The organism is Devosia albogilva (genome assembly GCF_042685625.1).
GTDB lineage: Bacteria > Pseudomonadota > Alphaproteobacteria > Rhizobiales > Devosiaceae > Devosia > Devosia albogilva.
The window spans coordinates 216046-240972 of the sequence record NZ_JBHUNP010000001.1 but is presented as its reverse complement, the minus strand read 5'-3'; the positions used below and the strand labels follow the sequence as shown (position 1 = coordinate 240972).

Here is a 24927-nt window from a genome sequence, read left to right as displayed (position 1 = left end):
TCCGCCCGAGGTGGGATGCTGGCCCTTGCCTCCACCCCGCGCTAAGGAATGCAAAAAAGGAGTCTGCCAATGCCCGTGAACGCCGCGCTACGCGACCATCTCAAGACCCGGCGCTCGGTCGGTATCGGCTTCCTCCAGGAGCCGGGACCGGATGAGGCGGTGCTCGCAGAGATGCTGGCCATTGCGACGCGCGTTCCCGACCATCGCAAGCTCGCTCCATGGCGGCTGGTGCTTTATCGCGGCGCGGCAAGGGCTCAGGTGGGTGACAAGCTGGCTGAGATTGCCAGGCGCCGAAACCCGGATATCGACGAGGCGAGCCTCGATGCCGAGCGCCAGCGCTTCCTGCCCGCGCCGCTTACCGTTGGCGTGCTGTCGGTGCCAGTGGAGGATCCGAAAGTGCCCGAGATCGAGCAGGTGTTGTCTGCCGGCAATGTGTGTTTCAACCTTCTGCATGCCGCTGCGGCGTTCGGGTTCGGCGCGTCCTGGGTGACCCGCTGGTACACTTTCGACGCCGAGGCCGCTGCCACGTTGGGGGCAGGGGAGGGCGAGCGGTTCGTCGGCTTCGTCCATATCGGCACCGCGACTGCCGTCATCGAAGACCGGGATCGGCCGCAGCTCAGCGACGTCGTGCGGGAATGGGGTGTGGACCGGGCTTATGGTTAACAGCCGGTTAACCATCCTCGATGCTAAGGTGAGGTTCATGATTCTCTGGAGCTCCGCCGGGCATGGGCGTGCAGCCGATATCCATTCCCCAGAGCCTCGCCTATGTCCTTACGGCTGCCGGCGACCGTAGCGGCGTCGACTTCGACTACCTGCTGCAGACCGCCGTGCGCGAGAGCAGCCTCAATCCTGAAGCCAAGGCGCAGACCTCCTCCGCCGTCGGTCTATTCCAGTTCCTGGAGAGCACCTGGCTGCAGGTGATGAAGGAGGATGGCCCGCGGCTCGGCTATGGCCAGTACGCCGATGCCATCCAGCGTACTGCCGATGGCGACTACGTGGTCCGCGACCCGCAACTCCGGTCGCAGATTCTGAGCCTGCGGACCGACCCGCAGATTGCAGCCGACATGGCGGCAGCCTTCACCAAGTCCAACGGTGATTATCTGACCGCCCGCTTCGGCCGGATGCCGAGTGCAGGGGAGCTCTATATCGCTCACTTTCTCGGACCTCAGGGCGCCGAGAAGCTGTTCACGGCCGGTCTGTCCAACCCGGACCAGATCGCGGCCAATCTGTTTCCGCGGCAGGCCGCCGCAAACCGCGCCATCTTTTACGACAATGGCGCGCCGCGCTCGATCCGGGATGTGTATCGGGTGCTCGTGGCCAAGCACGAAGGGATTGGCACCAATCCTGCCTTTTCCGTGCAGCAGATGGCCGGGGAGTCTCCCCCGGTGACTGAAGCACCTGTCGTTTCGTCCCGCTTTTCCCCCGCCAACATGTCCTTCACGGGTCTGTTCAGGAACGTTCCAGAGCCCGCTCAATCGGACGCGGCCGGCGAAGCGGGCGACGCTGCCTTCTTCACGCAACTCTATGCGCAGTAGCTGAACTAAAACTCTCGCGAACGCGTTTACTGAGGAGAAACGATCACTGAGGAAACGCCGGCAAATACTGCCGATAGAAGCAAGCCGGCGTATCCGTGGTGACAATCGATTAAGGGCCGCCGCCCAAATTCGGTTGCGAGCCAAGGGAGGAACCCATGCGTGACATCGCAGCCAATCATCACACTGCTACCGCGGTACCCCGCGGGCTGGTGATTGTCGGCGCCGCATCTGCCAGCTGGCTGCTGGTCGGCGCGACGGGCCTGGCGGTCTTCCAGGTTCTGGCACTGCTGGGCGCCGCGGTCTGACGATCCGCCCCGTCCAAACGTGGTGAACGGTTCCTTAAAACTTGCCGCCTAAGGTCTTCGCGTGGTTCGCGGAGACCCCGATGATTGCCTTGAGTGACTTCGTTGCCCTCACCTCGTCTCGGGACAGCGAGGAACGGGCCCGTGCCGCGCACCTGGCGGCTCTCTGCTATCTTGATCATACCGGGCCGGCCGACGAGCATGCCGCGCTTTATGCCGTGCTGATCGGCTTTCTTGATGATCCGTCGGTAAAGGTTCGCGCCGCCCTGGCGTACGGCCTGCTCCACTCGGCTCACGCACCGAGGGCCGTCGTGCTCGCGCTTCTCCGCGACAGCGCGGTTATCGCCCGCGCGATTGCTCAGTACTCGCCGGCGCTGCTGGATGCCGACCTGTTGCCGTTGGTTCCTGGCGCGCCGTTGCCGATGGTGCTGGCACTGTGTCAGCGATCGCAGATCAGCGGAAGGCTCGCCGCCGCCTTGATCGGGAGCGGGATGCGGGAAGCACAATTGCTGCTGTTGCGGCGCACGGACGTGCCGGTTCCCGCTGAGGTTTTGCTTCGTCTTGCCGACAGCGAGGGGAGGGATTGCGAGCTTCGAGGGGCATTGCTGGCGCGGCGAGACCTGCCCCCGGATGCGCGTCTGCTGCTGGTCCGCTACGCTGCCAGCGATCTCCGCCAGGCCCGCATCGTGCGCGGTGCCCTCCATGCTCCCCGCCTCGACAGGCTGTTCCGCGCGAGCGAAGACGAGGCCATCGCTGCAATCGGCGAAAAAGCGGCAGCGCAGGAGAATGCGCATTATGCTTCGGCGCTGGCGGCAGCCGAACAACTCAATACCAGGCTGTTGTTGCATGCGCTGGTCAGTGGCCAGGTGCTGTTCCTTGCCGAATGCCTGGCGCAACTCGCGCAAACGCCGCGGCGGAAGGTGCTGAACCTGCTGGAGACCGGTAGCCGGGCGGCCCTGCAGGCCCTGCTGGCAGCGTGTAGCGTGTCCGATCCCGTGCGCGGCGTTCTGGTTCAGCTCATTCGGCACGCCCGGACCGTCGATCTGGCGAGCGACGTTGCCGGACGGCATTACGTGATCACCGTGGTACTAGAAGAACTGATTGCCGAATACGACGATGGTATCCCCGCGGATCTCGAAGAAGCGTTCAGCTATCTGAGCGAGCAGAATGTGCGCCTGGCTCGTGAGGCGGCCCGGCAGGTGATGTCTGCCTTCACCGGACCAGAAGGGCAGGGCACCGCTGTCGCTCTTCCCGTGACGGACGAACGGCGGCTGCTGCCTGCCGCCTAGTAGCGGAACTGTTCGATCAGCCCGCGCTCCTCGAGGCCCGTGCCGGGGTCGAACAACAGCGTTACTCCGTTGGTGCGGTCTTCCTGCACGGTCACGTCGACGACGTTCTGGAATTCAACATTGTCAGCCACGGCACTCACCGGCCGCTTTTCGGCTTCCCGGGCCACGAAGCGCACCCGGGCCCGGTTCGACAGAATCGCGCCCCGCCAGCGCCGGGGCCGGAAAGGCGAGATCGGCGTGAGGGCGAGGAGCGGCGCCTCGATGGGGATGATCGGGCCGTGCGCCGAGAGGTTGTAGGCAGTGGAGCCCGCCGGCGTGGCGAGCAGCACGCCATCGCAGATCAGCTCGTCGAGCCGCACAGCCTCATCGACCATGATCTGGATCTTGGCCGCCTGATAGGTCGAGCGGAACAGTGAAACCTCGTTGAGCGCCAGCGCCTGATGCTGCTGGCCGGAGGCGTCGGTGGCCGCCATGGAGAGCGGGAAAATCTCGGTCCGCTGCACCGACTTCAGCCGCTCCAGCAGGTCGTCCTCGGAGAACGGGTTCATCATGAACCCGATGGTGCCGAAGTTCAGCCCGTAAACCGGGGTATCGGTGCCCATTACCCGGTGCAGGGTCTGCAGCATCAACCCGTCGCCACCCAGAGCGATGACCACATCGGCGGCGTCGAGCGGATGGTCGCCATAGCGCTGGCGGAGCCGGTCGGCGACGGCGTCCGCTTCCGGCGTGCCATTCGTGACGAAACTGAGAGTCCGAATTGCCAAGACGCCCTCCGTGGTTCAGCGCTGCCTATCACGCTGGCCCGTCTCGAGCCAGACAGTGGCGCCGCGCTCGCCGCCGCATGCGACGCTGGTACTATGATCCATGTTAATCACATCGGTACGGCGGCAGCGACCGTACAGGCCCGGCGTTGTGCGGCGGAGGGTAAGAGGCTGCTCCGGCGAGGTAATCCCGCGGCCAGCCCTCGACACACAAGCAGCGAGGGCAGGGCATGACGAAGCGCGTGGTGGTAACAGGCGGGGCGGGTTTCATTGGGTCCCATCTGTGCAAACTGCTGCTGGACCAGGGCCACGAGGTGCTCTGCGTCGACAACTTCTTTACCGGCTCGCGCGCCAACATCCTTCCGCTTCTGAACCATGACAATTTCGAGCTGCTCCGGCACGACGTGACGTTCCCGCTCTATGTCGAGGCCGACGAGATCTACAACCTGGCTTGCCCCGCATCGCCGGTGCACTACCAGTTCGATCCGGTGCAGACGGTCAAGACCAGCGTCATGGGCGCCATCAACATGCTGGGCCTGGCAAAGCGCCTCCGCGTGCCGATCCTGCAGGCCTCGACCTCGGAAGTGTATGGCGACCCGCATGTGCATCCGCAGCAGGAAAGCTACTGGGGCAATGTGAACCCGGTCGGGCCGCGCTCCTGTTATGACGAAGGCAAACGCTGCGCCGAGACGCTGTTCTTCGACTACCACCGCCAGCACAAGCTGAACATCAAGGTGGTCCGGATCTTCAATACCTATGGGCCGCATATGCACCCGGCCGACGGGCGGGTGGTGTCGAACTTCATCGTCCAGGCGCTGAAGGGCGAGGACATCACCGTGTACGGTACGGGCAGCCAGACCCGATCCTTCTGCTATGTCGACGATCTGGTCGACGCGATGATGCGGATGATGGCGACCGGCCCCGAAGTCACCGGCCCGATCAATACCGGCAACCCACATGAGTTCACCATCCGTCAGCTGGCTGATCTGGTCATCGAACTGACCGGCTCGCGTTCACGCGTGGTCTACCGCGACGTGCCTGTGGACGATCCCAAGCAGCGGCGCCCGGACATCACCCAGGCCCGCGCGGTGCTGGATTGGCAGCCAACCGTGCAGTTGCGCGATGGGCTTGCCCGGACCATCGAGTATTTCGACGGGGTGCTCGGCACGGGCCGCGGCTTCGCGGCGGATCGACTTCCGACCTACCAGCCGGGGGCCGGGTCGGCAGCCATTCCCGGCAACGCGGTCGTACACGGGCAGCGCTGATTCAGCAGAACCGCCAAGGGTAACGGGCGCGGACCTTGCCGCTCGGGCTCGTGCTCCACGACCGGTACAAATTGCGTAAAATTTGAGAGAAATTTGGAATCGGGCGGCAATGTGGCCCGGGCAGTCTGATGCCATCAGAGCTTGGGAGCGGGCAAGGTGGCTCTCGAGGGCGGCGAGGTCGCCGCGACGGGAGGCAATCATCGCCAGCACCGCTTCGGTTTGCCCATCGGCAGCAATGCTCGTGAGAGCTTGGCCGGCAATGCTCTCGCACCGGTCGAGCAAACGGGTACGCACCTGTTCGGGCTGCGCGCGCATGGCGGCGCTATCGAAAGACAGCAGGATCTCCTGGCAATCCATCAGCGTATGGCGAATCGTGAGAGCGCTGGCGCCAATCGGGTCCTGAGGGCCGGTAAGTGCCTGAATGCGCTCGAGGGGCGTTCGTCCGCCGCGCAGAACTGGTCCGGCCTCCGAGTACATGGACCAGCCGCCCAGCAAGACGCTGGCGACGCCCATCAGAAGTAATGCCACGCGCCCCAACTGCATGTACCGCTACTCGATTACGCTGATGACTATGCCACGACATCCATAAACAAGTGGCTACGCGTCGCCTGTGTCGCGACCAGTGCGTTTGCTGGCCTTCTAGCCAGCTTTGTGCCTGAAGGCGAGAGCAACTCGCGGCGTCGTTAATGCAATCACGACTGCCGAACCCTACATGCCAGCGGCTTGACGGGGCTCAAAAAAAGCGCGGGTGCTCCAGTCGCGTCGGGGGAGAGTCGCGGTGGGAAGGCCTGGTGCCAGAGCAATCGGGAACGTGCTATCGTTCACCCATGGCCGACATCATCAATCTTCGCACCGTCCGCAAGCAGAAGGCCCGCGCCGACAAGGCGGTTACGGCCGAGCAGAACCGCCGACTGCATGGCCGCAGCAAGGCCGACAAGCAGCTCGACGCCGCCGAGAAGGCACGTGCCGAGCGGCAGATCGAGGGACATAAACGCGACGATTAGGTTGCGTTTCGTTACCAGTCCACCTGGCACTGCACACCATCCGGGCCGAACTGCATGCTCTTGTCGGTGTACTGGAAAATCTCGAGCTTCACCCCGCTCGGGTCGGCCAGCCAGCACTGCCAGGTGTGATCAACCCCGAGCTTCTTGTCGGTGACCGACACACCCTTGCTGCGCGCATTGGCCATGAAGGCGTCGATGTCGTCGGTCTCGAAGCAGAGATGGTTGATCTGGTTGGTCTCGTCGAAGCGCGACTCGCCCTTCCGGAAGACTTCCACGAAAGTCCGGTTGCCGAAATCGAGATAGAAGCCGATCCGATCCTCACCCCGCATGAAGTCGAACTTCGGCGCCACCCCGGTGATGTCGCGGTAGAAGGCCTCCACGGCATCGAGGTCGCGGGCGAAGATACAGGTGTGGGCAACCTGTTTGACGAGCGGCATGACGTATCCTCCTCTGGAAACGATACCGGTAGAGCAGGGCGCCGGTTCGCTGGCAAGGGCGGCTGAGGGACGACAAAATTTCAGCCACCCTCTTTCCCTTGTCATAGGCTGCGTCTAGGAGAAGCCGAACCCACCAAACTTCGCCAGAAAAAGGGCTTAGCCGATGTCCTCCATCATCCATGTCCAGGGCCGCCAGATCTATGACAGCCGCGGCAATCCCACCGTCGAAGTCGATGTGGTGCTGGATGACGGCAGCTTCGGCCGCGCGGCTGTTCCCTCCGGGGCCTCGACCGGTGCCCACGAGGCGGTCGAACTGCGCGACGGCGGCAAGCTCTACAACGGCAAGGGCGTGACCCAGGCGGTCGAGAACGTCAACACCGTCATCTTCGAGGAGATCCAGGGTCTGGATGCGCTCGATCAGCTCGCAGTCGACCAGGCGATGATCGAGCTCGACGGCACCGCCAACAAGAGCAAGCTCGGCGCCAACGCCATTCTGGGCGTGTCGCTGGCGGTGGCCAAGGCGGCCGCGGAATCGAGCGAACTGCCGTTCTACCGCTATATCGGTGGCCCGAACGCCCATGTGCTGCCGGTGCCAATGATGAACATCATCAATGGCGGCGAGCACGCCGACAACCCGATCGACATGCAGGAGTTCATGATCCTGCCCGCCGGCGCCTCGAGCCTCGCCGACGCCGTCCGCATCGGTTCGGAAATCTTCCACACCCTCAAGAAGGGTCTGTCCGCCGACGGCCACAACACCAATGTGGGTGACGAGGGTGGCTTTGCGCCCAACCTCAAGTCGGCCGACGACGCGCTCGGCTTCATCATGCGCTCGATCGAAAAGGCCGGCTACAAGCCGGGCGAGGACGTGTTCATCGGGCTCGATTGCGCCTCGACCGAATACTACAAGGGCGGCAAGTACGAGATGGTGGGCGAGGGCAAGTCGCTCGCCTCGGACGAGAACGTCCGCTTCCTCGAAGACCTCGTGTCGCGCTTCCCCATCATCACCATCGAAGACGGCATGGCCGAGGACGACTGGGACGGCTGGAAGGCCCTGACCGAAGCCATTGGCAAGAAGGTGCAACTGGTCGGCGACGACCTGTTCGTCACCAACGCCGAGCGCCTGCGCTCGGGCATCAAGATGGGCGTCGCCAACTCCATCCTGGTCAAGGTCAACCAGATCGGCTCGCTGTCCGAGACCCTGGACGCCGTCGATACCGCCCACCGCGCCGGCTACACCTCGGTGATGTCGCACCGTTCGGGCGAGACCGAGGATTCGACCATTGCCGACCTCGCCGTGGCGCTGAACTGCGGGCAGATCAAGACCGGCTCGCTCTCCCGTTCCGACCGTCTCGCCAAGTACAACCAGCTGATCCGCATCGAGGAGCAGCTCGGTTCCTCGGCCAAGTACGCGGGCTACTCGGTGGTCAAGGGCCGCTGAGCCTACCGAAGGTACCCCCACCTAACCTCGCCCTGGTACGGGGAGGGACACATCGGGGGGGGGGGAGGGGCTGGGCAGGGCGGCAAGCTCGATAGGCTCCTCCCCCGCGGGGGAGGTTGGGTGGGGGATTTCACAACAAACGCGGTGTCATTCCCGCGAAGGCGGGAATCCAGCCTCAGATGCTTGCACCACCATCTGGCGGCGGTTGAGGCATCTCGGGATGGGCCCCCGCTTTCGCGGGGGTGACATCAAGTGTGGGTGAGGGTGGTGAAGGGCCTACCGAAGGTACCCCCACCTAACCTCCCCCTAGTAGGGGGAGGGACGTATCGGGGTTGTGGAGGGGCTGGGGAACCACTCGGGACTACTTGGCTCGTCAAGAGGCGGCGATGGATGCAAGGCCCGCAGAGACGCCGGGCTTCTTGTTGGTGGGGTTTTGAGGCACCCCCTCATCCGCCCTTCGGGCACATTCTCCCGCAAGGGGAGAAGGGGCGTCGTGCCAGCAACGAGCGCAGAGTTCCCCTCGCCACTATGCCTCCACCTCCTCGGACCGTCCTCGGGCTTGACCCGAGGACCTGCCGCTACCTCCACCGCCATTGAGAGAGGCCCTCGGGTCAAGCCCGAGGGCAGATCGTGGGGTGTGGGCGGATTTGGGGATGGAGCCGAGCCCCCCGCTTACTGGAAAGCCGTCTCCGCGAAGCTCCTGAGCTTGCGGGAATGCAGGCGCTCGGCTGGTTCGTTGCGCAGGATCTCCATTGCTCTGAGGCCAATCTGCAGGTGGCGGTTGACCTGGGTGCGGTAGAAGTCCGAGGCCATGCCGGGCAGTTTCAGTTCGCCATGGAGCGGCTTGTCGGAGACGCAGAGCAGGGTGCCGTAGGGCACCCGGAAGCGGAAGCCGTTGGCGGCGATGGTGGCGGACTCCATGTCGAGGGCGACCGCACGCGACTGGCTCAATTGCCGGACGATTTCGGTCTGGTCGCGCAGCTCCCAGTTGCGGTTGTCGAAGGTTGCGACCGTTCCGGTGCGCATGATCTTCTTGGTTTCGACGCCCTCGGTCTGGGTGATTTCCTCCACCGCCTGCTCGAGCGCCACCTGCACTTCCGCCAGGGCCGGTACCGGCACGGTCAGCGGCAGATCGGCGTCGAGCACATGGTCTTCGCGGAGATAGGCGTGGGCCAGCACGAAGTCGCCGAGTTCCTGCGAGTTCCTGAGGCCGGCGCAATGGCCGAGCATGATCCAGGCGTGCGGGCGGAGCACCGCGATATGGTCCGTGATGGTCTTGGCGTTAGAGGGCCCCACGCCGATATTGACCATGGTGATGCCTTTGCCGCGCTCGGCCTTGAGGTGATAGGCCGGCATTTGCGGCGCGCGGACCGGCGTCGTGCCCGCTACGCCGCCGCCGCGCAGCATGTTGTCGGTCACGACATTGCCCGGCTCGACGAAGCTCGTGTAATCGCCGTGCCCTGAGCGCATGTACTCCTTGGCGATGCGGCAGAACTCGTCGACATAAAAGGCGTAGTTCGTGAAGATCACGAAGTTCTGGAAGTGATCGGCGTCGGTGCCCGTGTAGTGCGCCAGCCGGAACAGCGAATAGTCGACGCGCGGCGCCGTGAACGAGGACAGTGGGTAAGGCCCGCCGCGCGGCGGCACATAGGTGCCGTTGGCGATCTCGTCGTCCGTGTTGGCCAAGTCCGGTGCATCGAACATGTCGCGCAGCGGGATATTGAGCGCGTTGAGGGCGTCACCATCCACTCGTTCGTTGGGCTGCACCGCAAAATGCAGCGGGATGGGGGTGTCGGATTCGCCGATGTCGATGGTGCCGCCATGATTCTTGAGGATGACGGCGAACTGCTCCTGGAAATAGCCCTTGAACAGGTCGGGAGCCGTGACGGTGGTGCGATAGAGGCCCGGCGTGTGCAGATAGCCGTAGGGCAGGGTGCTCTCGTGCTTGCTGTAGCTGGTGGAACGCACCTCCACCTGTGGGTAGCAGGCGCGCACGCGGCCGGCCGGCACATTGCCCTTCGCCAGTGCGTCGAGATGGTCGCGGATGAAACGGGTGTTGCGATGGTAGATGTAAGCCAGATGTTCCCAGGCCTTGGCGGGGTCGGTGAAGGACTGTGTTTCGAGGCGGGGCGGGGATATCAGGGTCATCGCAGGTCTCGCATCATCTGGCACGGCTACGTGCTGTCTCCATGACAGGTTCCGGCTCCGGCTTCAACGCGCGGACGCACCCGCTATCACATCGCGGTGAGCGCACCTTTTCTCGCCGTATTCGATGACCATCTTCTTGCGTAGTTCACTGGAACGGCAAGCGACCCATGCAACCCGGTGAACTCGCGGAGCCCGCCGGCCGCATGTCCCCCAAGCCCTCAACAGCGTGGCGGGTGGCGCTCCCCCTAAGGGCCGTGATGCACCCCCCGTGCGTTGCGGCCCTTTTTATTGCGTAGGATAGGTCTTGCGCAGTCCTTCTGCGGACATCGCGGCCAGGTCTCTCAGGGCCTCTCGGTCGATATCGCTCAACCGCTTGAAGTAGAGGCAAGCCTTGCCGGCGCGATACTTGCCGAGGCGAGCCATCAGCGCCTGCCGCCCCGGCTCATCACCCGCAAGCTCGGCGCCCATGACGTAGACGGTAAATTCGGCCTTGCGGGGCGCGAAGCCGGCGAGAAACGAGTCGCCTTCAGTACCGCTGGCATAGCGGTAGTGATACTGGCCGAAGCCCATCATCGACCCCCAAACCGCCGGCGGCTCTCCCGTCGCCTCCTGCAGCAGGGCGACCAGCGCTTCCGCGTCAGCCCTGCGGACGGGTTCGACCCGGTCCAGAAACGCCGCCACGGCCTCGGGTCGAGCATCCACTTTCTGCGTACCCGCCATCGGACTTCTCCTGTTGGTGAAGCATGTGGCTGCCGTCACATGGGCGTCAAGCGCCGCGAGGCAGTGGACGCGGGAGCCGTGGTTTTCTATGGCTGGGCCGGCGCATTCCCGGAGACTCGCATGACCGCTTCCCTGATCGACGGCAAGGCCTTCGCCGAGGGCCTCAGGCACCGCATAGCCGAGCATGTGTCCCGCCTCAACGCAGAGCACGGCATCACCCCAGGCCTGGCGGTGGTGATCGTCGGCTCCGATCCGGCCAGTCAGGTCTATGTCTCCAACAAGTCCAAGCAGACTGTGGAAGTGGGCATGGCCTCTTTCAAGCACGAACTGCCCGAGGATACGTCCGAGGCTGACCTGCTCGCCCTGGTGCGCCAGCTCAACGCCGATCCGGCCGTGCACGGCATTCTGGTGCAGATGCCCGTGCCCAAGCATATCGACCCGGACAAGGTCATCGAGACCATCGACCCGGCCAAGGACGTCGACTGCTTCACCCCCGCCAATGTCGGCAAGGTGCAGATCGGGCTGCCGGGCCCCGTCTCCTGCACCCCGCTCGGCTGCCTGATGCTGCTGCGCGACCGGCTCGGTTCCCTTTCCGGCCTCAACGCGGTGATCGTGGGGCGCTCCAACCTGGTGGGCAAGCCGATGGCGCAACTGCTGCTGCGCGAGAATTGCACTGTCACGGTCGCCCATTCGCGCACCCGCGACCTGCCGGCGCTGCTGCGGCAGGCCGACATCGTCGTGGCCGCGGTGGGGCGTCCCGAGATGATCCGCGGCGACTGGATCAAGCCGGGCGCAACCGTGATCGATGTGGGCATCAACCGCATTCCGGCACCCGAGCGTGGCGAGGGCAAGACCCGGCTGGTCGGCGATGTCGCCTTTGCCGAAGCGGCCGAGGTGGCTGGCGCCATCACTCCCGTTCCGGGCGGGGTGGGGCCCATGACCATCGCCTGCCTGCTCGCCAATACCGTAACCACGGCGTCACTGATCAACGGCCTTACCCCGCCGGGCGACCTCACCGCATGATCGACGGCACGGCGCACGATCCAGGCGGCCGCGTGCGGCTGGCGCTGATGCCGGGCGTTAAGGGTGACGCCGAGTTCAGTGATCACGAGCATCGCCAGCTGATGCGGCGCTGGATCGGGGACAGCTTTCCCGAGCGCTACATCATGTTCATCGGCATGAATCCGTCGACGGCCGACGCCAATGTCAACGACCCCACCTGCGCCCGCGAGTGGAGCTTCGCCCAGCGCGAGGGCTATGACGCCATGGCCAAGGGCAATGTCGGCGACTACCGCGCCACCGACCCCAAGATGCTGCTGGCGCCGGGTGTGGTCGCCGTGTCACCGCACAACCTGCCGTCGCTGCGGGCTGCTGCCCGCAAGGCCGACAAGGTCGTGCTCGCCCATGGCAAGCTCAACAAGGCGCTGGCGGCTGCGGGGCGGGAGCTGGTCGAGGTGCTGCGCGCCGACGGCATTCCGCTCTGGTGCTTCGGCGTCAATGCCGACGGTTCGCCCAAGCACCCGCTCTACCTCCGGCTCGACACGCCGCTGATCCCGTTTCCCGGATAGCTCATGCCCATCCCTTTCTTCGACGGCCACAACGACACCCTCCTGAAGCTGCTCGAGTTCGGGCCGGGTGCTGAACAGCGGTTCATCGACGGTTCATCTTCCGTTCATATCGACCTGCCGCGCGCCCGATCGGCCGGGATGGCGGGCGGTTTCTTCGCCATGTTTCCGCCTCCGCTGAAGGGGTCCTCCGGGACCATCGTCCCCACCGGCTCCATCCCCAGCCTCCCGCCGGAGCTCGACATCGCCGAGGCGCAGCGGTCCACGTTCGGCATGGCCGCGATCCTGCTGCGGCTCGAGCGCATGGGGGCGCTGAGGGTGTGCCGGTCGGCTGCCGAGGTCCGCGCTGCGGTGGCAGCGGACATGCTTGCGGCGGTGTTCCACATCGAGGGCGCCGAGGCGATCGATCCGGATCTGCAGGCGCTGGAGGTGCTTTACGCCGCTGGTCTGAGGTCAGTCGGCCTCGTGTGGAGCCGTGCCAATGCCTTCGGCACCGGCGTTCCCTTCCGCTACCCCGCCGATCCCGATATCGGGCCGGGGCTGACCGACGCCGGCAAGGAGCTGGTGCGCGCCTGCGACCGCATGGGCGTGATGATCGACCTGTCGCACCTCAATGCCGCCGGGTTTCGCGATGTCGCGGCGATCAGCAGCAAGCCGCTGGTCGCGACCCACTCCAACGTCCACGCCATCTCCCCGCATGCCCGTAACCTCGCGGACTGGCAGCTTGCCGCGATCCGCGAGAGCGGGGGCGTGGTGGGGCTCAACTTCGCCACCGGCTTCCTGCGCGCGGATGGGCAGATGCGGGCGGATACCGGCATCGACATCATGGTTCGCCATGTCGACGCGCTGGTGGAGGCGGTGGGCGAGGATGGCGTGGCCATCGGCTCGGACTTCGACGGGGCGTTGATCCCGGCCGCGATCGGCGACGTCACCGGCGTGCCGAAGCTCCTGCAGGCGCTGCTCGACAAGGGCTATGGCGAGGCGCTGGTGCGCAAGTTCGCCATGGAAAACTGGCTGTCGCTGATCGCGCGGACGATCGGCTGATCAGCCCTCGCACTGCGTTTCGCCGCAGGCGCGCATATTGGCGATGCGGGTGCGCAGTTCGTCGACACCGATTGCGCCCGGAATGATCTCGTTACCGATGATGTAGGTCGGCGTGCCGGTGATGTTGAGCGCCTTGGCGATCTCGTAGGAGGTCTGGATGGTCCGGGCGACCTTCTCGGTGCCCATGTCCATCTCCAGTGCCACCTTGCTGAGGCCGAGCGCGGCGGCTGCGTCCAGCGCCACGTCCTTGTTGACCTGCCCGCGCGCTGTGAACAGGGCTTCGTGGAAGGCCCAGTAGTCGGCATCGGATTGCCCGACCAGTACCGCGACGCGGGCAGCGTCGATCGACTCGTTGGAGAGGATCGGGAATTCCTTCAGCACGACCTTGAGGTTCGGGTCCTCGGCGATAAGAGCCGCCAGGTCGGGCAGGGCGCTGCGGCAGTAGCCGCAATTGTAGTCGAAGAACTCCACCAGCGTGACGTCGCCGTCGGGATTGCCGAGCACCACCTGACCGGGATCGTTGAAGATGGCGTTCTGCATGGCGGCGATGGCGGAGCGGGACTTGGCCTGCTCCTCCTGGCGGATGGTGGTCTCGAGAGCGACCGACATGCGCTGCAGGATCTTCGGATCGCTCAGAAGGTAGGATTCGATCAGGGGGTTGATCTGGTAGGCGTCGATGGCGGGCGGCGTTGCCGCCGCTGTTGCGAGCCGCTGCCCATCATAGTCAGCCAGCGCCTTGTCGATCAGTGCCTGCACCGCCGCAGGCTCGAGCGGCTGCGGGCGGGTGACGAGGCTATACCCAAGGGCGCCGGCAAGTATGCCCACAAGGGCGACCAGAACAAGGGTGAGGCGGGACATGGCAGGCTCCGAGAGTCGTCTAGAGAGTTCTAGCAGAGGTCCGCCGAGCGTGGCAGGTGCTGCTGAACACTGTGCTACTTTGCCCATCAACTCTGGTTGAGACCACCCTTGCCGCCACGGCGGGGGCGGGGCATGAGAGGGCATGTCTTCTGCACCCGATGGGCTGATGCCCTTTCACGCCATGGAGATTCTCAAGCGCGCCAATGCGCTCGAGGCCTCCGGTCGAACCGTTTGCCACCTGGAGATCGGCGAGCCGGGCGCGCCGCCCGCGCCGCGGGTGCTGGAAGCCGTTGCCCGGGCGCTTCCGGCGGGGCAGGCTTATACGCAGGCCAAGGGAATGCCGGAACTGCGCCATGGGTTGGCGAACTACTATCGCGCTCAGCACGGCGTGGACGTCGATCCCGAGTCGATCCTGTGCACGATGGGGTCGTCGGCGGGGTTCATCATCGCCTTCCATACGGCGTTCCGGCCCGGCGCGCGGATCGCCATCACCCGCCCGGGCTACCCCGCTTATGTGAACACCTTGATCGGGCTCGGTTTCGAGGTGGTGGAGATACCGGTCACGGCCGCCAATGGCTGGCAGTTGACGGGGGCCGACATTGCCGCGGCGCATGCGGACGGCGGCTTCGACGGGCTGCTGTTCGCCAGCCCCGCCAACCCCACCGGGGCAGCGGTGGACCGCGCGGGCCTCGCCGATATCGTGGCGACCTGCGAGCGGCTCGGCGTCACGTTCATCTCCGACGAGATCTACCACGGGCTCGACTACCGTGGCCCCTCGGTCAGCGCGCTGGAGGTCACCGACCGCGCCATCGTCATCAACAGCTTCTCGAAATACTACTGCATGACCGGCTGGCGTATCGGCTGGATGGTGCTGCCATCGGAGTTCATCCGCCGCGCCGAAATCCTGCAGCAGAACCTGTTCATCTCGGCGCCGACGTTGAGCCAGATCGCAGCCACGGCCGCCTTGCAGGAACGAGACTATTCAGAGGAGCAGAAGGCGCGCTATGCGGCCAACCGGCTGCTGCTGACCAATGGACTGCGCCAGATGGGCTTCGACATCGACCATCCTGCGGAAGGCGCCTTCTATGCCTATGCCGGCATCTCGCGCTTCTCCAACGATGCACTGACCTTCTGCGAGCATCTGCTCGACACGGCGGGAGTGGCGGCGACGCCGGGTGTCGATTTCGACCGCGTCAACGGCCACCACTATGTTCGCTTCTCCTATGCCGGACTCACCGAGACGATCGAAGCTGCCCTCGAGCGGCTGCAACGCGCCCTGAGGTAGGTCGGCGGGTCGGAGTTGACTTTCCGGTTCGCTGGCCTACCTTCATGGGATGACTGATCCTCTGGCGACATTGCTGAACATCCTGCGGTCCCGCACCGCAGCAAGAACGCAGCCCTGAACCCGCGCCCCGTCCGGCGCCTGCCGGGTTCAGGGGACCGCATAGCCTCGGCGCCAGCCACCTTTTTCAGAAAACCTGTGCCGTGCCGCTCCGCGGCCGAAGGATCGTCATGACCACAATTTCGCTTTCCGACTTCAGCCTCTCTCCCGAAATCATCCTGGCCAGCAGCGAGCATCGCCTGTTGCTGCGGCTCGCAATGGGAGGATCCGGCCACACCGCCGATGACGCCGACGACCTGCTTTATGAGCTAGAGCGGGCGACGGTTGTCCCGGATCAGTTCCTGCCGTCCGACACTGTCCGGATGGGCTCGACCGTTTCCTTCCGTACCGCCGAGGGCGAGCAGAAGTCGGTCGAACTGGTGCTTCCGATCGACGCCGACATCGCGGAGGGCAAGATCTCGGTTTTGACTCCGATCGGCACTGCCTTGCTGGGTCTGCGGACCGGGCAGTCGATCTCCTGGCGGACGCGGGACGGGCGCCGTCAGGCTCTTACGGTGCTGCAGGTGCAGGCTCCGCAGCTCACTGACGAGCCGGAGCCGCCGACCGCCGCCTAAGGCACGGCACAAATGAAAAGGGCCCGCCAAGGCGGGCCCTTTTGCTTCGGGTGCTGGCGTTAGCCCAGCCCGAGCCGGCGCTGCCACCAGCCCACTTTCTTCTTCTTTTCCGGTTCCGCATCTTCCGCCGCTGCAGCGGCCGACGACGTTACGACCACGCCCTCGGGCGGAAGCTCCTTACGAGCCCGGGTCGGGCGGGTCGGCTCTTCAGCCGCTTCAGGCGTGATCGACGCCGGAGCCTCGGCGGATGCCTCGACCGCAGCGGGCTCAGCCTGGGGCTGAGCATCGCTCTCGGCCGCGGCCTCCGGCACTGCCTCGACTGCATCGGCCTTGGGCTTGCGGGTACGCGGCTTGCGCTTCGGCTTTTCCTCGGCGGCCGGATCTGCCGCGGCCGTCGCATCCACGGGCGTCGTTTCGACCGGAGTTGTCTCTTCGGTCTCGACAACCTTGCGGCGGCGCGGTCGCTTCGGCTTCTCCGTCACGGCTGGTTCAGCGGCAATCTCGGCCGGAGCAGACTCGGTGACGGGCTCCGCTTGCGCAACCGGCTCAGCGGTCGCTTCAGTGGGGGCAGGGGCCTCTGCCTGTTCCGTCAGCTCTTCCGCCACTTCGCTGGCTTCGGCCATGGTCGGCTGACCGTTGGCGGTTTCATCGCTTTCGGATGCGCCATTGGTTTCCAGCTCACGCCGGTTGCGGCGACCGCCACGGCGGCCACGACGACGGCGCTTGCGCGGCTCGCCTTCTGCGGCAGAAACGGTCTCGTCCGACTCCGTGTCACCATTCGATTGCTCGGCGGCATCATCCTCGGACGCTTCGCCTTCGACCTGCGGAGCTGGTGCGGTGCGCTGAGCCTCGCCACGCTCGCCGCTGCCGCGGCGCCGACGGCGCCGACGGCGCCGACCGTTGCCTTCGCCCTCGCCGTTGCCTTCGCTGGCGCTATGGCTTTCGGTCTCGTCTTCTTCGCTTTCGACGATCTCGTCTTCCTCGACGAGATCCTCGATTACGGCGGTGTCGACGCGAACATGCGTGGCCGCGCGCTGGTCGGCATAGGCAGGCGCCCGCGCTTCACCCTTTTCGATGAAGAACTGCTGACCGGTCAGCTTGCCGTCGGCGGTGATGGTGATCGACAGATTGTTGCGCGCTTCCAGCGCGGTCAGCGTGTCACGCTTGAAGTTGAGGATGTAGAGCGCCACTTCCGTCGGCACCCGCACATTGATCGACTGGCCCTGCTTGCGCAGCACGTGATCCTCGATGTGGCGCATGATCATCAGCGCCAGGGATTCGGTGGAGCGTACCAGTCCGGTGCCGTCGCAGATCGGGCACTTGTGGGTGGAGCTTTCCACCACGCCGAAGCGGATGCGCTGCCGGCTCATTTCCATGAGGCCGAAATGGGAGATGCGGCCCACCTGGATGCGGGCGCGATCGTCCTTGAGGCAGTCCTTGAGCTTGCGCTCGACGGCACGGTTGGAGCGATTCTCCATCATGTCGATGAAGTCGATGACGATGAGACCGGCCAGGTCGCGCAGCCGCAGCTGGCGCGCCACTTCATCCGCTGCTTCCAGATTGGTCTGGAGCGCGGTGTCCTCAATGTTGTGCTCCTTGGTGGAGCGGCCCGAGTTCACGTCGATCGAAACCAGCGCTTCGGTGGGGTTGATGACGATGTAGCCCCCGGAGGGCAGGGTCACCACCGGCGAGAACATCTGATCGAGCTGAGACTCGATGTTGTACTTCGAGAACAGCGGCTGTTCCTCGGTGTACGGCTTCACGTTCTTGGCGTGGGACGGCATTATCATCTTCATGAAGTCCTTGGCCTCGCGGTAGGCGTTGTCGCCTGCCACCAGAACTTCATCGATGTCCTTGTTGTAGAGGTCGCGGATCGTCCGCTTGATCAGCGATCCTTCCTCGTAGACGAGGCAGGGCGCCTGGCTCTGCAGGGTGAGCGTGCGCACGCTTTCCCACAGCCGCATCAGGTATTCGAAGTCGCGCTTCACCTCGGCCTTGGTGCGCGAGGCACCCGCCGTGCGCAGGATCACGCCCATGCCCTGCGGCACCTCGAGATCGGAGGTGATCTCCTTGAGGCGCTTGCGGTCGGCCGCGTTGGTGATCTTGCGCGAGATGCCGCCACCGCGCGCGGTGTTCGGCATCAGCACCGAGTAGCGTCCGGCCAGCGACAGGTAGGTGGTGAGGGCGGCGCCCTTGTTGCCGCGCTCTTCCTTGACGACCTGAACCAGCATCACCTGCCGGCGCTTGATCACTTCCTGGATCTTGTAGTTGCGCCGGTTGGGCGACGTGCGACGGCGTTCCGGCACTTCCTCGAGCGCGTCCGCACCGCCGATCGACTCGACCGGCTCGGCATTGGCCGGCGCCTGCTCGATATGGCTGTGCTCTTCGCCTTCGGAGCCCTCTGCCTCGCTCTCGGGGTCGGCAGCGCTGTCCTGGGCGGAAGCGGTCTCGTCGCTGTCCTCGCTGTGGTCGTCCTCGTGTTCTTCTTCGCGCAGCAGGGCTTCGCGGTCGGCAACGGGGATCTGATAATAGTCCGGATGGATTTCGCTGAAGGCGAGGAAGCCGTGGCGGTTGCCGCCATATTCGACGAACGCTGCCTGCAGCGACGGCTCTACGCGAGTGACCTTTGCGAGATAGATATTGCCACGCAACTGGCGGCGGGTGGCGGATTCGAAATCGAACTCTTCGAGCCGGTTACCCTGGGTGACGACAATCCGTGTTTCTTCCGGGTGGATGGCATCCACCAGCATTCTCTTGGTAGCCATAATGAACTCCGCGCGCTCGCGCACCGACCGTCGGGAGCCGGCGTACCGGCCCTCCTGCGATGGCGCTATGCGAGGCGTATGGTTGTGAGAGATCGGCGCGCAGAAGCTCTGCCTTGAGCGCACCAGTTGTATCGGTCATGGCCAGAAAGTGGGGCAGGGGAGAGCGGCAATCGGCATATTCGATCGCGTCGCGCTGTATCCGCCTGCGGGCCATATGACCTCTTCCTGTTGGGCTGCCGCCCGGGATTCCAGCCGGCAACCGTCCGGCCCATCAGGGCCGAAATCCGTAGAGGCGCAGAAATCGCCGCTTTCAAACCGGGCGCAGACGAAATGCCGCGCATCCGGTTGCTCCCCCTCGCGGACGGTCTTGACGACCAGCCGAAAACGATCCGGCGGAGCTTACGCCTCACTCTAGCGTGTAGGAGGGTTGCGGTCGGATGGCAACAGGAAAGTCGTTGGCGGTGTTCCCGGTAAATTGTGCCAGTCGTGTTTGCCCATCCGGCAAATCATCGCATAAGGACCGCACGGCCGCAGAATCGCCCGAGTCCTGCGGCCACTGCTGAGGTCTTCGTCCAAGGTCGGTTTCCGGTTTGCCCACGTTTTGTCATCTGCTGATCCGGCTCGTGGTGGTGCTTGGTCTTCTTTTGCCGTCCGGTTTTGCCGGGGCTCAGGAGCCTGCGTCCGAACCGCTGCCCCCGCTGCCAAACGTCATAGATGCCCGGGTCACCTCTACCCCCGAACGCGCCCGACTGGTGATCGATCTCGCAAGCCGGACCGAGTTTGCGATGGTCAGCCAGGCGGAACCGGACCGCATCGCGATCGACGTGCGCGCGGCCACGTTCTCCGTTCCGACCCCGGAAGGCGAGCCGGGTGGAGAGGGGCTGATCACCAGCTATGCAGTGACGCAGCATGCCCCCGATCGCGTTCGCACCACACTGACACTCTCGGCTCCGGCTCAGGTGCAGCAGGCCTATGTACTCGATGCATTCGAGGGGCAGCCCGCCCGGCTGGTGGTCGACATCATTCCGGCGACACCCGAGGTCTTTGCGGAGAATGTCGCCAAGGCTCTCGCGGCACCGGCGGATGGCAATGGCCCGGCTCCTGTCGCGGCAGCGCCCACCCCGGCGGGCGGTTCGGAACTGCCGCTCGACAGCCGGCCCCTCGTGGTGATCGACCCGGGACATGGCGGAATCGACAGTGGTGCGGAGACGCCGGGCGGCGCACGCGAGAAGGACATCGTGCTCGCCTTCTCGCTGAAGCTGCAGGAAATCCTTGTCTCCTCCGGGCGCTTCGATGTCGCCCTGACACGCGAGGCTGACACCTATCTTCGCCTGGAAGAACGGGTGGCGCTGGCGCGGGCCAACAAGGCCGACCTCTTCATTTCGATCCACGCCGACAGCTTCCAGCAGCCCGAGATTCGCGGCGCCAGCATCTACACGCGCGACGAGAATGCGACGGACATTCTCGACAAGGTGCTGGCCGACAACGAGAACAAGTCAGACGTCATCGCCGGTTTTGCCATGCCGCAGATGGCGCCGCAGGTTGTGGACATCCTGGTCGACCTGATGCGCCGCGAGATGCGTCATCAGTCGTTCATGGCCGCGCAATCCATCGTTCATGCGCTGGAGCCCAGCGTGGCACTGCGCCGCTTCCCGGTGCGGCAGGCAGACTTCTTCGTGCTGCAGGCGCCCGATGTTCCGTCGGTGTTGCTCGAACTCGGTTTCCTCTCCAATCCCGACGACACGTCCAACCTGCTGCAGGGGGAGTGGCAGGACCGGACCGCCGATGCGATCGCCCGCGGCATCTCCGCCTATTTCGACAGCATCGAGCCCGAGGAAACGGAATGAGGCGGCGGCGGGTGTGTCATTCCGGCGCCACCATGGAGGCGGCCTTCTGGTATGATTCGTGGTGCTGCCGCGTCGTCGGCCGCCGTTCGATTCTGCGGGAGACGAGTGCCTGATGTTTCGCCTGCTGGGCTGGCTTTTCGGCTTTGGCATGTTCGCGGCCCTCGCGGCCGTGGGCGTTGCCGCAGCCTATTTGACGACGGTGGCCGCCCAGCTGCCGGACTATACCGTGCTCAAGGACTACCAGCCGCCGGTCACGACGCGGGTCCACGCTGCCGACGGCACGCTGCTCGGCGAGTTCGCGCGGGAACGGCGCCTGTTCCAGCCCATCGAAACCGTGCCGCCCCTGCTGGTGCAAGCTTTCCTTTCAGCGGAAGACAAGGATTTCTACCAGCACGGCGGCATCGCCTTCGATGGCGTGGTCCGTGCCCTCCGCGACAACGTGATGGCGCGTCTCGAGGGCAACACCGCCATTCAGGGTGGCGGCTCCTCGATCACCCAGCAGGTGGCCAAGAACTTTCTGCTCACCTCCGAGCAGACCTGGGACCGCAAGATCCAGGAAGCGCTGCTGGCGATCCGCATCGAGTCGACGTTCTCGAAGGACCGCATCCTCGAGCTCTATGTCAACGAGATATTCCTCGGGCTGAACTCGTATGGCGTGGCCGCGGCGGCGCTCAACTATTTCGACAAGGCGCTCTACGAACTCACCCTGGCCGAGGCGGCGTACCTGGCTGCCCTGCCCAAGGGGCCGAACAACTATCATCCCTTCCGCCGCACCGAGGCTGCCATCGAACGCCGGAACTGGGTGATCGACCGCATGGTGGAGAACGGCTACGCCACGCCGGAAGAGGCGGAGGCTGCCAAGGCAGAGCCGCTCAACGTGCTGCCGCGCGCGGGCGGATCGCAGCTTTATTCGGCAGAGTACTTCACCGAGGAAGTACGCCGCGAACTGCTGAAAATGCACGGCGAGGACCAGCTTTATGGTGGCGGCCTCTCGGTGCGGACCACGCTTGAGCCGCAGCTGCAGGAATATGCCCGCAAGGCGTTGATGAACGGCCTTGTCGCCTATGACCGGACCAAGGGTTTCCGTGGGCCGGTGGCGAGCGTGGAGCTCGGCGACGACTGGGGCGAGGCCGTCGCCGCCATCGAGCCGCTCAGCGACGTGCCGGAGTGGCAACTCGCAGTGGTGCTGGAGATCGGCGGCAACGAGGCGCGCATCGGACTGCGGCCCTCCCGCCAGGCCGGCGGCAGCATCTCGCCCGAGCGGACCGAGGGCACGCTGTCCGGTCCAGAGATCAAGTGGGTCTCCCGGGCGCTTGGCGAGGTCCTGAAGGTCGGCGACGTCGTCTATGTTTCGCCGGTCGCCGGCAAGTCGGGGATCTACACGCTCGAGCAGGTGCCGGAAATCGAAGGCGCGCTGGTGGCCATGGACCCGCGCACCGGACGCGTGCTGGCGATGGTCGGTGGCTTCTCCTATGCCATGAGCGAGTTCAACCGCGCGACGCAGGCGCTGCGGCAGCCCGGGTCTTCGTTCAAGCCGATCGTCTATGCGGCGGCGCTGGACAATGGCTACACGCCCGCCTCCGTGGTGCTGGATGCGCCGGTGGAAATCCGCAATCCGGACGGCTCTATCTGGCGCCCGGAGAACTACTCGCAGGAATTCTACGGCCCGCAGACCCTGCGCCGGGGGATCGAGCGCAGCCGCAACGTGATGACCGTGCGCCTGGCCAAGGACATCGGCATGCCGCTGGTGGCCGAATACGCCAAGCTGTTCGGCATCTACGATTCCATGCAGCCCGTGCTGGCCATGGCGCTGGGCGCCGGCGAGACCACCGACATGCGCATGACGGCGGCCTATGCCACCATCGCTAATGGCGGCCGCAAGATCGTGCCCACGCTGATCGACCGCATCCAGGACCGTTATGGCGACACGGTCTACCGGCACGACCAGCGCATCTGCCAGGGTTGCGAAGCGACGGCCTGGAATGGACAGGCGGAGCCGACGATCATCGACAATCGCGAGCAGGTGCTCGATCCGATGACGGCCTATCAGATCACCTCGATGATGGAAGGCGTGGTTCAGCGCGGCACCGGCACGGCAGCCAAGGTGCTCAACCGCCCGGTGGCCGGCAAGACCGGCACCACCAACGACTACAAGGATGCCTGGTTCGTCGGCTTCACGCCGGAGCTCGTGGTCGGCGTCTATGTGGGGTACGATCAGCCCCGATCCATGGGCAGCTCGGTCACCGGCGGTACCTTCGCGGTTCCGATCTTCACCGAGTTCATGCAGAACGCCCTCGCCGGCAAGCCACCGACGCCGTTCAACGTGCCCTCCGGCATGACGACGGCCTGGATCAGCCCCGACACCGGGGTGCAGGCCATGGAAGGCCAGAGCGGGATCCTCGAGGCGTTCAAGCCGGGAACCGGACCCAACCTGATGACCTCGGTCATCGGTGTCGACGTCAATGCCTGGGACGCCATCCAGCGCCAGCAGATGATGCAGCAGCAATATGGTGCCGGCTTCATGGATCAGCCGTTCGGCGGCGGCGGTTCCGGCGATGGTCGGTTCACCGGCGGCAGCGATGTCCGCACTTTCGATCCGAATACCGGCACCTGGCGCTAGTCGCCTCTCCTGACGTGCCTTGTCACGGCCTTGCGACGGGACTATAGAGCCGCCCCCGCGCCGGGCGGGTGCAAGGAGTGTTTTCCGGTGAACAAGGCTCTGGTTGTCATACTTGCGGCGGTGACGCTCGATGCGGTCGGCATCGGCCTGATCTTTCCGATCCTGCCTTCGCTGCTGCGCGACGTCGGGCACACCACGGAAGTGGCAACGCTGCTTGGCTTGATGCTGGCACTGTATTCCGCCTGTCAGTTCCTGTTCTCGCCCATTCTCGGTGTGTTGAGCGATCGCTTCGGCCGAAGGCCCGTGCTGCTGGTCTCCCTGGCCGGTGCGGCGATCGACTACCTGATCATGGCGTTTGCCCCGGAGCTGTGGATGCTGGTCGCAGGACGGGCCATCTCCGGCATCACCAGCGCCAACATGGCAGTGGCCACCGCGTACATCACCGACATCTCCACCGAGCAGGAGCGCGCCCGGCGATTCGGTCTGTTCCACGCCATGTTCGGCATCGGCTTCATCATTGGGCCGGTGCTTGGTGGCATCCTCGGCGACCTGTGGGTTCGGGCGCCGTTCATCGCAGCCGCGTTGCTCAATGCCATCAACTTCTCGCTCGCTTTGTTCGTGCTGCCGGAATCGCGCCGCGGCCAACGGGGTGCCCGCTTCACCTGGGACACGCTGAACCCGTTCAAGCCGCTCAAATGGGCGCTTACCTTTGCAGCGCTCATCCCGCTGATGGCGATCTTCGTGATCCTGAACTTCGTCGGCACGGTCTACGGAACAATCTGGGCTCTGTTCAGCGAGGATAGCTTCGCCTGGAGCGGCATGATGATCGGGCTCTCACTGGGTGCCTACGGTGTTTTCCATGCCGGCGCGCAGGCTTTTCTGACCGGTCCGGCAGTAGCGCGGCTGGGCGAGCGCTGGGCGCTGGTCGTCGGGATGGGGTGTGAATTGACGGCCTTGCTCATTCTCGGGGTGGCGACACAAGGCTGGGTGCTGTTCGCACTCGCGCCTCTCTTTGCGCTGGGCGGCATCGGAATTCCGGCGCTGCAATCCCTCACCACGACGCAGGTGGATGCCGATCGGCAGGGCCAGCTACAGGGCGTGCTGGCGAGCCTCGTCAGCCTGGCCGCCATCTTCGGCCCGCTCTTTTTCAGCTTTGTCTATTTCGCGCTCCGGGGCACCTGGCCGGGACTCATCTGGATCGTGGCGGCGGGAATCTACCTGCTCGCATTGCCGCTCATGCTTGGCATCCGGCGGTCTCCAACGACAGAAGAGGCGGCTTCTGCCTAGAAAATCTGCCGGAAAGCCCCGGAAAATGGGGAAAAAGGTGATGAGACGGGCTTGCCGACCCCTCCTTTCCGGTCCATTAACGT

Annotated in this window: 21 protein-coding genes and 1 pseudogene; 16 read left to right on the top strand and 6 right to left on the bottom strand. The window is 64.9% G+C overall.

Annotated features, from left to right (window positions below):
• Positions 1-69: 69 nt before the first annotated feature.
• The 4 genes from ACFSX5_RS01270 (at position 70) to ACFSX5_RS01255 (ending at position 3126) form a co-directional block, all read left to right on the top strand.
• Positions 70-663, top strand: coding sequence for a nitroreductase family protein (locus ACFSX5_RS01270; protein WP_386831024.1), 594 nt, complete (start codon positions 70-72; stop codon positions 661-663).
• 62 nt (positions 664-725) lie between these two features.
• A complete protein-coding gene (locus ACFSX5_RS01265; protein WP_386831022.1) occupies positions 726-1535 on the top strand; it encodes a transglycosylase SLT domain-containing protein in 810 nt (269 codons plus the stop codon).
• A 155-nt stretch (positions 1536-1690) separates the two neighbouring features.
• Positions 1691-1840, top strand: coding sequence for a hypothetical protein (locus tag ACFSX5_RS01260; protein WP_386831021.1), 150 nt, complete (start codon positions 1691-1693; stop codon positions 1838-1840).
• Positions 1841-1881: 41 nt separating this feature from the next.
• Positions 1882-3126, top strand: a complete 1245-nt coding sequence (locus ACFSX5_RS01255; protein ID WP_386831019.1) for a DUF2336 domain-containing protein — start codon at positions 1882-1884, stop codon at positions 3124-3126.
• Here the strand turns inward: ACFSX5_RS01255 and ACFSX5_RS01250 are convergent.
• Positions 3123-3890 (bottom strand): NAD kinase, encoded by a 768-nt coding sequence (locus ACFSX5_RS01250; RefSeq protein ID WP_386831017.1) that lies wholly within the window; start codon positions 3888-3890, stop codon positions 3123-3125. The genes ACFSX5_RS01255 and ACFSX5_RS01250 overlap by 4 nt on opposite strands.
• Before the next feature lie 227 nt (positions 3891-4117).
• Between ACFSX5_RS01250 and ACFSX5_RS01245 the strand changes: the two genes are divergently transcribed.
• From ACFSX5_RS01245 to ACFSX5_RS01235, 3 genes are all read left to right on the top strand, one after another.
• Positions 4118-5152, top strand: a complete 1035-nt coding sequence (locus ACFSX5_RS01245; protein WP_386831015.1) for a UDP-glucuronic acid decarboxylase family protein — start codon at positions 4118-4120, stop codon at positions 5150-5152.
• 156 nt (positions 5153-5308) lie between these two features.
• Complete coding sequence (locus ACFSX5_RS01240) at positions 5309-5674, top strand: hypothetical protein (RefSeq protein ID WP_386831013.1); 366 nt, start codon at positions 5309-5311, stop codon at positions 5672-5674.
• 305 nt (positions 5675-5979) lie between these two features.
• Entirely contained in the window at positions 5980-6156 is a 177-nt protein-coding gene (locus ACFSX5_RS01235; RefSeq protein WP_386831011.1) for a DUF4169 family protein, read from the top strand.
• 11 nt (positions 6157-6167) lie between these two features.
• On the opposite strand, the gene ACFSX5_RS01230 is transcribed toward ACFSX5_RS01235, so the two are convergent.
• Complete coding sequence (locus ACFSX5_RS01230; RefSeq protein WP_386831009.1) at positions 6168-6593, bottom strand: VOC family protein; 426 nt, start codon at positions 6591-6593, stop codon at positions 6168-6170.
• A gap of 163 nt (positions 6594-6756) precedes the next feature.
• Between ACFSX5_RS01230 and eno the strand changes: the two genes are divergently transcribed.
• Entirely contained in the window at positions 6757-8034 is a 1278-nt protein-coding gene (eno, locus tag ACFSX5_RS01225; RefSeq protein ID WP_386831007.1) for a phosphopyruvate hydratase, read from the top strand.
• Positions 8035-8706: 672 nt separating this feature from the next.
• On the opposite strand, the gene ACFSX5_RS01220 is transcribed toward eno, so the two are convergent.
• Positions 8707-10182 (bottom strand): AMP nucleosidase, encoded by a 1476-nt coding sequence (locus ACFSX5_RS01220; RefSeq protein ID WP_386831005.1) that lies wholly within the window; start codon positions 10180-10182, stop codon positions 8707-8709.
• A 285-nt stretch (positions 10183-10467) separates the two neighbouring features.
• Positions 10468-10902: a DUF1801 domain-containing protein gene (locus ACFSX5_RS01215; RefSeq protein ID WP_386831003.1), complete on the bottom strand. Its 435-nt coding sequence runs from the start codon at positions 10900-10902 to the stop codon at positions 10468-10470.
• Between the two features lie 120 nt (positions 10903-11022).
• On the opposite strand from ACFSX5_RS01215, the gene folD reads away from it, so the two are divergent.
• From folD to ACFSX5_RS01200, 3 genes are read left to right on the top strand one after another with little or no spacing between them, the layout of a single operon-like run.
• On the top strand, positions 11023-11925 hold the full coding sequence (gene folD / locus ACFSX5_RS01210) for a bifunctional methylenetetrahydrofolate dehydrogenase/methenyltetrahydrofolate cyclohydrolase FolD (protein WP_386831001.1): 903 nt from the start codon (positions 11023-11025) through the stop codon (positions 11923-11925).
• The gene (locus ACFSX5_RS01205) at positions 11922-12470 is read left to right on the top strand and encodes a DUF1643 domain-containing protein (protein ID WP_386831000.1); all 549 of its coding nucleotides are present in this window, start codon (positions 11922-11924) and stop codon (positions 12468-12470) included. The genes folD and ACFSX5_RS01205 overlap by 4 nt, the downstream gene beginning before the upstream one ends.
• A gap of 3 nt (positions 12471-12473) precedes the next feature.
• Complete coding sequence (locus ACFSX5_RS01200; protein ID WP_386830998.1) at positions 12474-13511, top strand: dipeptidase; 1038 nt, start codon at positions 12474-12476, stop codon at positions 13509-13511.
• Here ACFSX5_RS01200 and ACFSX5_RS01195 read toward each other — a convergent pair whose 3' ends face one another.
• Complete coding sequence (locus ACFSX5_RS01195) at positions 13512-14369, bottom strand: DsbA family protein (RefSeq protein WP_386830996.1); 858 nt, start codon at positions 14367-14369, stop codon at positions 13512-13514.
• Positions 14370-14511: 142 nt separating this feature from the next.
• Between ACFSX5_RS01195 and ACFSX5_RS01190 the strand changes: the two genes are divergently transcribed.
• Together ACFSX5_RS01190 and rnk are read left to right on the top strand one after the other, a co-directional pair.
• Positions 14512-15654 carry a pyridoxal phosphate-dependent aminotransferase gene (locus ACFSX5_RS01190; protein ID WP_386830994.1) on the top strand — a complete coding sequence of 381 codons (1143 nt, stop codon included), beginning with the start codon at positions 14512-14514 and terminating at the stop codon, positions 15652-15654.
• A gap of 227 nt (positions 15655-15881) precedes the next feature.
• Entirely contained in the window at positions 15882-16325 is a 444-nt protein-coding gene (rnk, locus tag ACFSX5_RS01185) for a nucleoside diphosphate kinase regulator (RefSeq protein ID WP_386830992.1), read from the top strand.
• A 59-nt stretch (positions 16326-16384) separates the two neighbouring features.
• Here rnk and ACFSX5_RS01180 read toward each other — a convergent pair whose 3' ends face one another.
• Complete coding sequence (locus ACFSX5_RS01180) at positions 16385-19090, bottom strand: Rne/Rng family ribonuclease (RefSeq protein WP_386830990.1); 2706 nt, start codon at positions 19088-19090, stop codon at positions 16385-16387.
• A gap of 623 nt (positions 19091-19713) precedes the next feature.
• Here ACFSX5_RS01180 and ACFSX5_RS01175 point away from each other — a divergent pair.
• From ACFSX5_RS01175 to ACFSX5_RS01165, 3 genes and pseudogenes are all read left to right on the top strand, one after another.
• Positions 19714-20937: an N-acetylmuramoyl-L-alanine amidase gene (locus tag ACFSX5_RS01175; protein WP_386835544.1), complete on the top strand. Its 1224-nt coding sequence runs from the start codon at positions 19714-19716 to the stop codon at positions 20935-20937.
• A gap of 112 nt (positions 20938-21049) precedes the next feature.
• Positions 21050-23395 (top strand): annotated as a pseudogene (locus ACFSX5_RS01170) (penicillin-binding protein 1A); the annotation flags it as partial.
• A gap of 249 nt (positions 23396-23644) precedes the next feature.
• Positions 23645-24844 carry a TCR/Tet family MFS transporter gene (locus ACFSX5_RS01165; protein ID WP_386830986.1) on the top strand — a complete coding sequence of 400 codons (1200 nt, stop codon included), beginning with the start codon at positions 23645-23647 and terminating at the stop codon, positions 24842-24844.
• The last annotated feature ends 83 nt before the right edge of the window (positions 24845-24927 follow it).

What these genes read in the sequence shown, in the direction of transcription:
- ACFSX5_RS01245 (WP_386831015.1), top strand. Translation starts at nt 4,118, where the DNA reads ATGACGAAGCGCGTGGTGGTAACAGGCGGGGCGGGTTTCATTGGGTCC.
- ACFSX5_RS01205 (WP_386831000.1), top strand. Translation starts at nt 11,922, where the DNA reads ATGATCGACGGCACGGCGCACGATCCAGGCGGCCGCGTGCGGCTGGCG.
- ACFSX5_RS01200 (WP_386830998.1), top strand. Translation starts at nt 12,474, where the DNA reads ATGCCCATCCCTTTCTTCGACGGCCACAACGACACCCTCCTGAAGCTG.
- ACFSX5_RS01190 (WP_386830994.1), top strand. Translation starts at nt 14,512, where the DNA reads ATGTCTTCTGCACCCGATGGGCTGATGCCCTTTCACGCCATGGAGATT.
- ACFSX5_RS01265 (WP_386831022.1), top strand. Translation starts at nt 726, where the DNA reads ATGGGCGTGCAGCCGATATCCATTCCCCAGAGCCTCGCCTATGTCCTT.
- rnk (WP_386830992.1), top strand. Translation starts at nt 15,882, where the DNA reads ATGACCACAATTTCGCTTTCCGACTTCAGCCTCTCTCCCGAAATCATC.
- ACFSX5_RS01235 (WP_386831011.1), top strand. Translation starts at nt 5,980, where the DNA reads ATGGCCGACATCATCAATCTTCGCACCGTCCGCAAGCAGAAGGCCCGC.
- ACFSX5_RS01180 (WP_386830990.1), bottom strand. Translation starts at nt 19,090, where the DNA reads ATGGCTACCAAGAGAATGCTGGTGGATGCCATCCACCCGGAAGAAACA.
- ACFSX5_RS01270 (WP_386831024.1), top strand. Translation starts at nt 70, where the DNA reads ATGCCCGTGAACGCCGCGCTACGCGACCATCTCAAGACCCGGCGCTCG.
- ACFSX5_RS01220 (WP_386831005.1), bottom strand. Translation starts at nt 10,182, where the DNA reads ATGACCCTGATATCCCCGCCCCGCCTCGAAACACAGTCCTTCACCGAC.
- folD (WP_386831001.1), top strand. Translation starts at nt 11,023, where the DNA reads ATGACCGCTTCCCTGATCGACGGCAAGGCCTTCGCCGAGGGCCTCAGG.
- ACFSX5_RS01230 (WP_386831009.1), bottom strand. Translation starts at nt 6,593, where the DNA reads ATGCCGCTCGTCAAACAGGTTGCCCACACCTGTATCTTCGCCCGCGAC.
- ACFSX5_RS01215 (WP_386831003.1), bottom strand. Translation starts at nt 10,902, where the DNA reads ATGGCGGGTACGCAGAAAGTGGATGCTCGACCCGAGGCCGTGGCGGCG.
- eno (WP_386831007.1), top strand. Translation starts at nt 6,757, where the DNA reads ATGTCCTCCATCATCCATGTCCAGGGCCGCCAGATCTATGACAGCCGC.
- ACFSX5_RS01260 (WP_386831021.1), top strand. Translation starts at nt 1,691, where the DNA reads ATGCGTGACATCGCAGCCAATCATCACACTGCTACCGCGGTACCCCGC.
- ACFSX5_RS01195 (WP_386830996.1), bottom strand. Translation starts at nt 14,369, where the DNA reads ATGTCCCGCCTCACCCTTGTTCTGGTCGCCCTTGTGGGCATACTTGCC.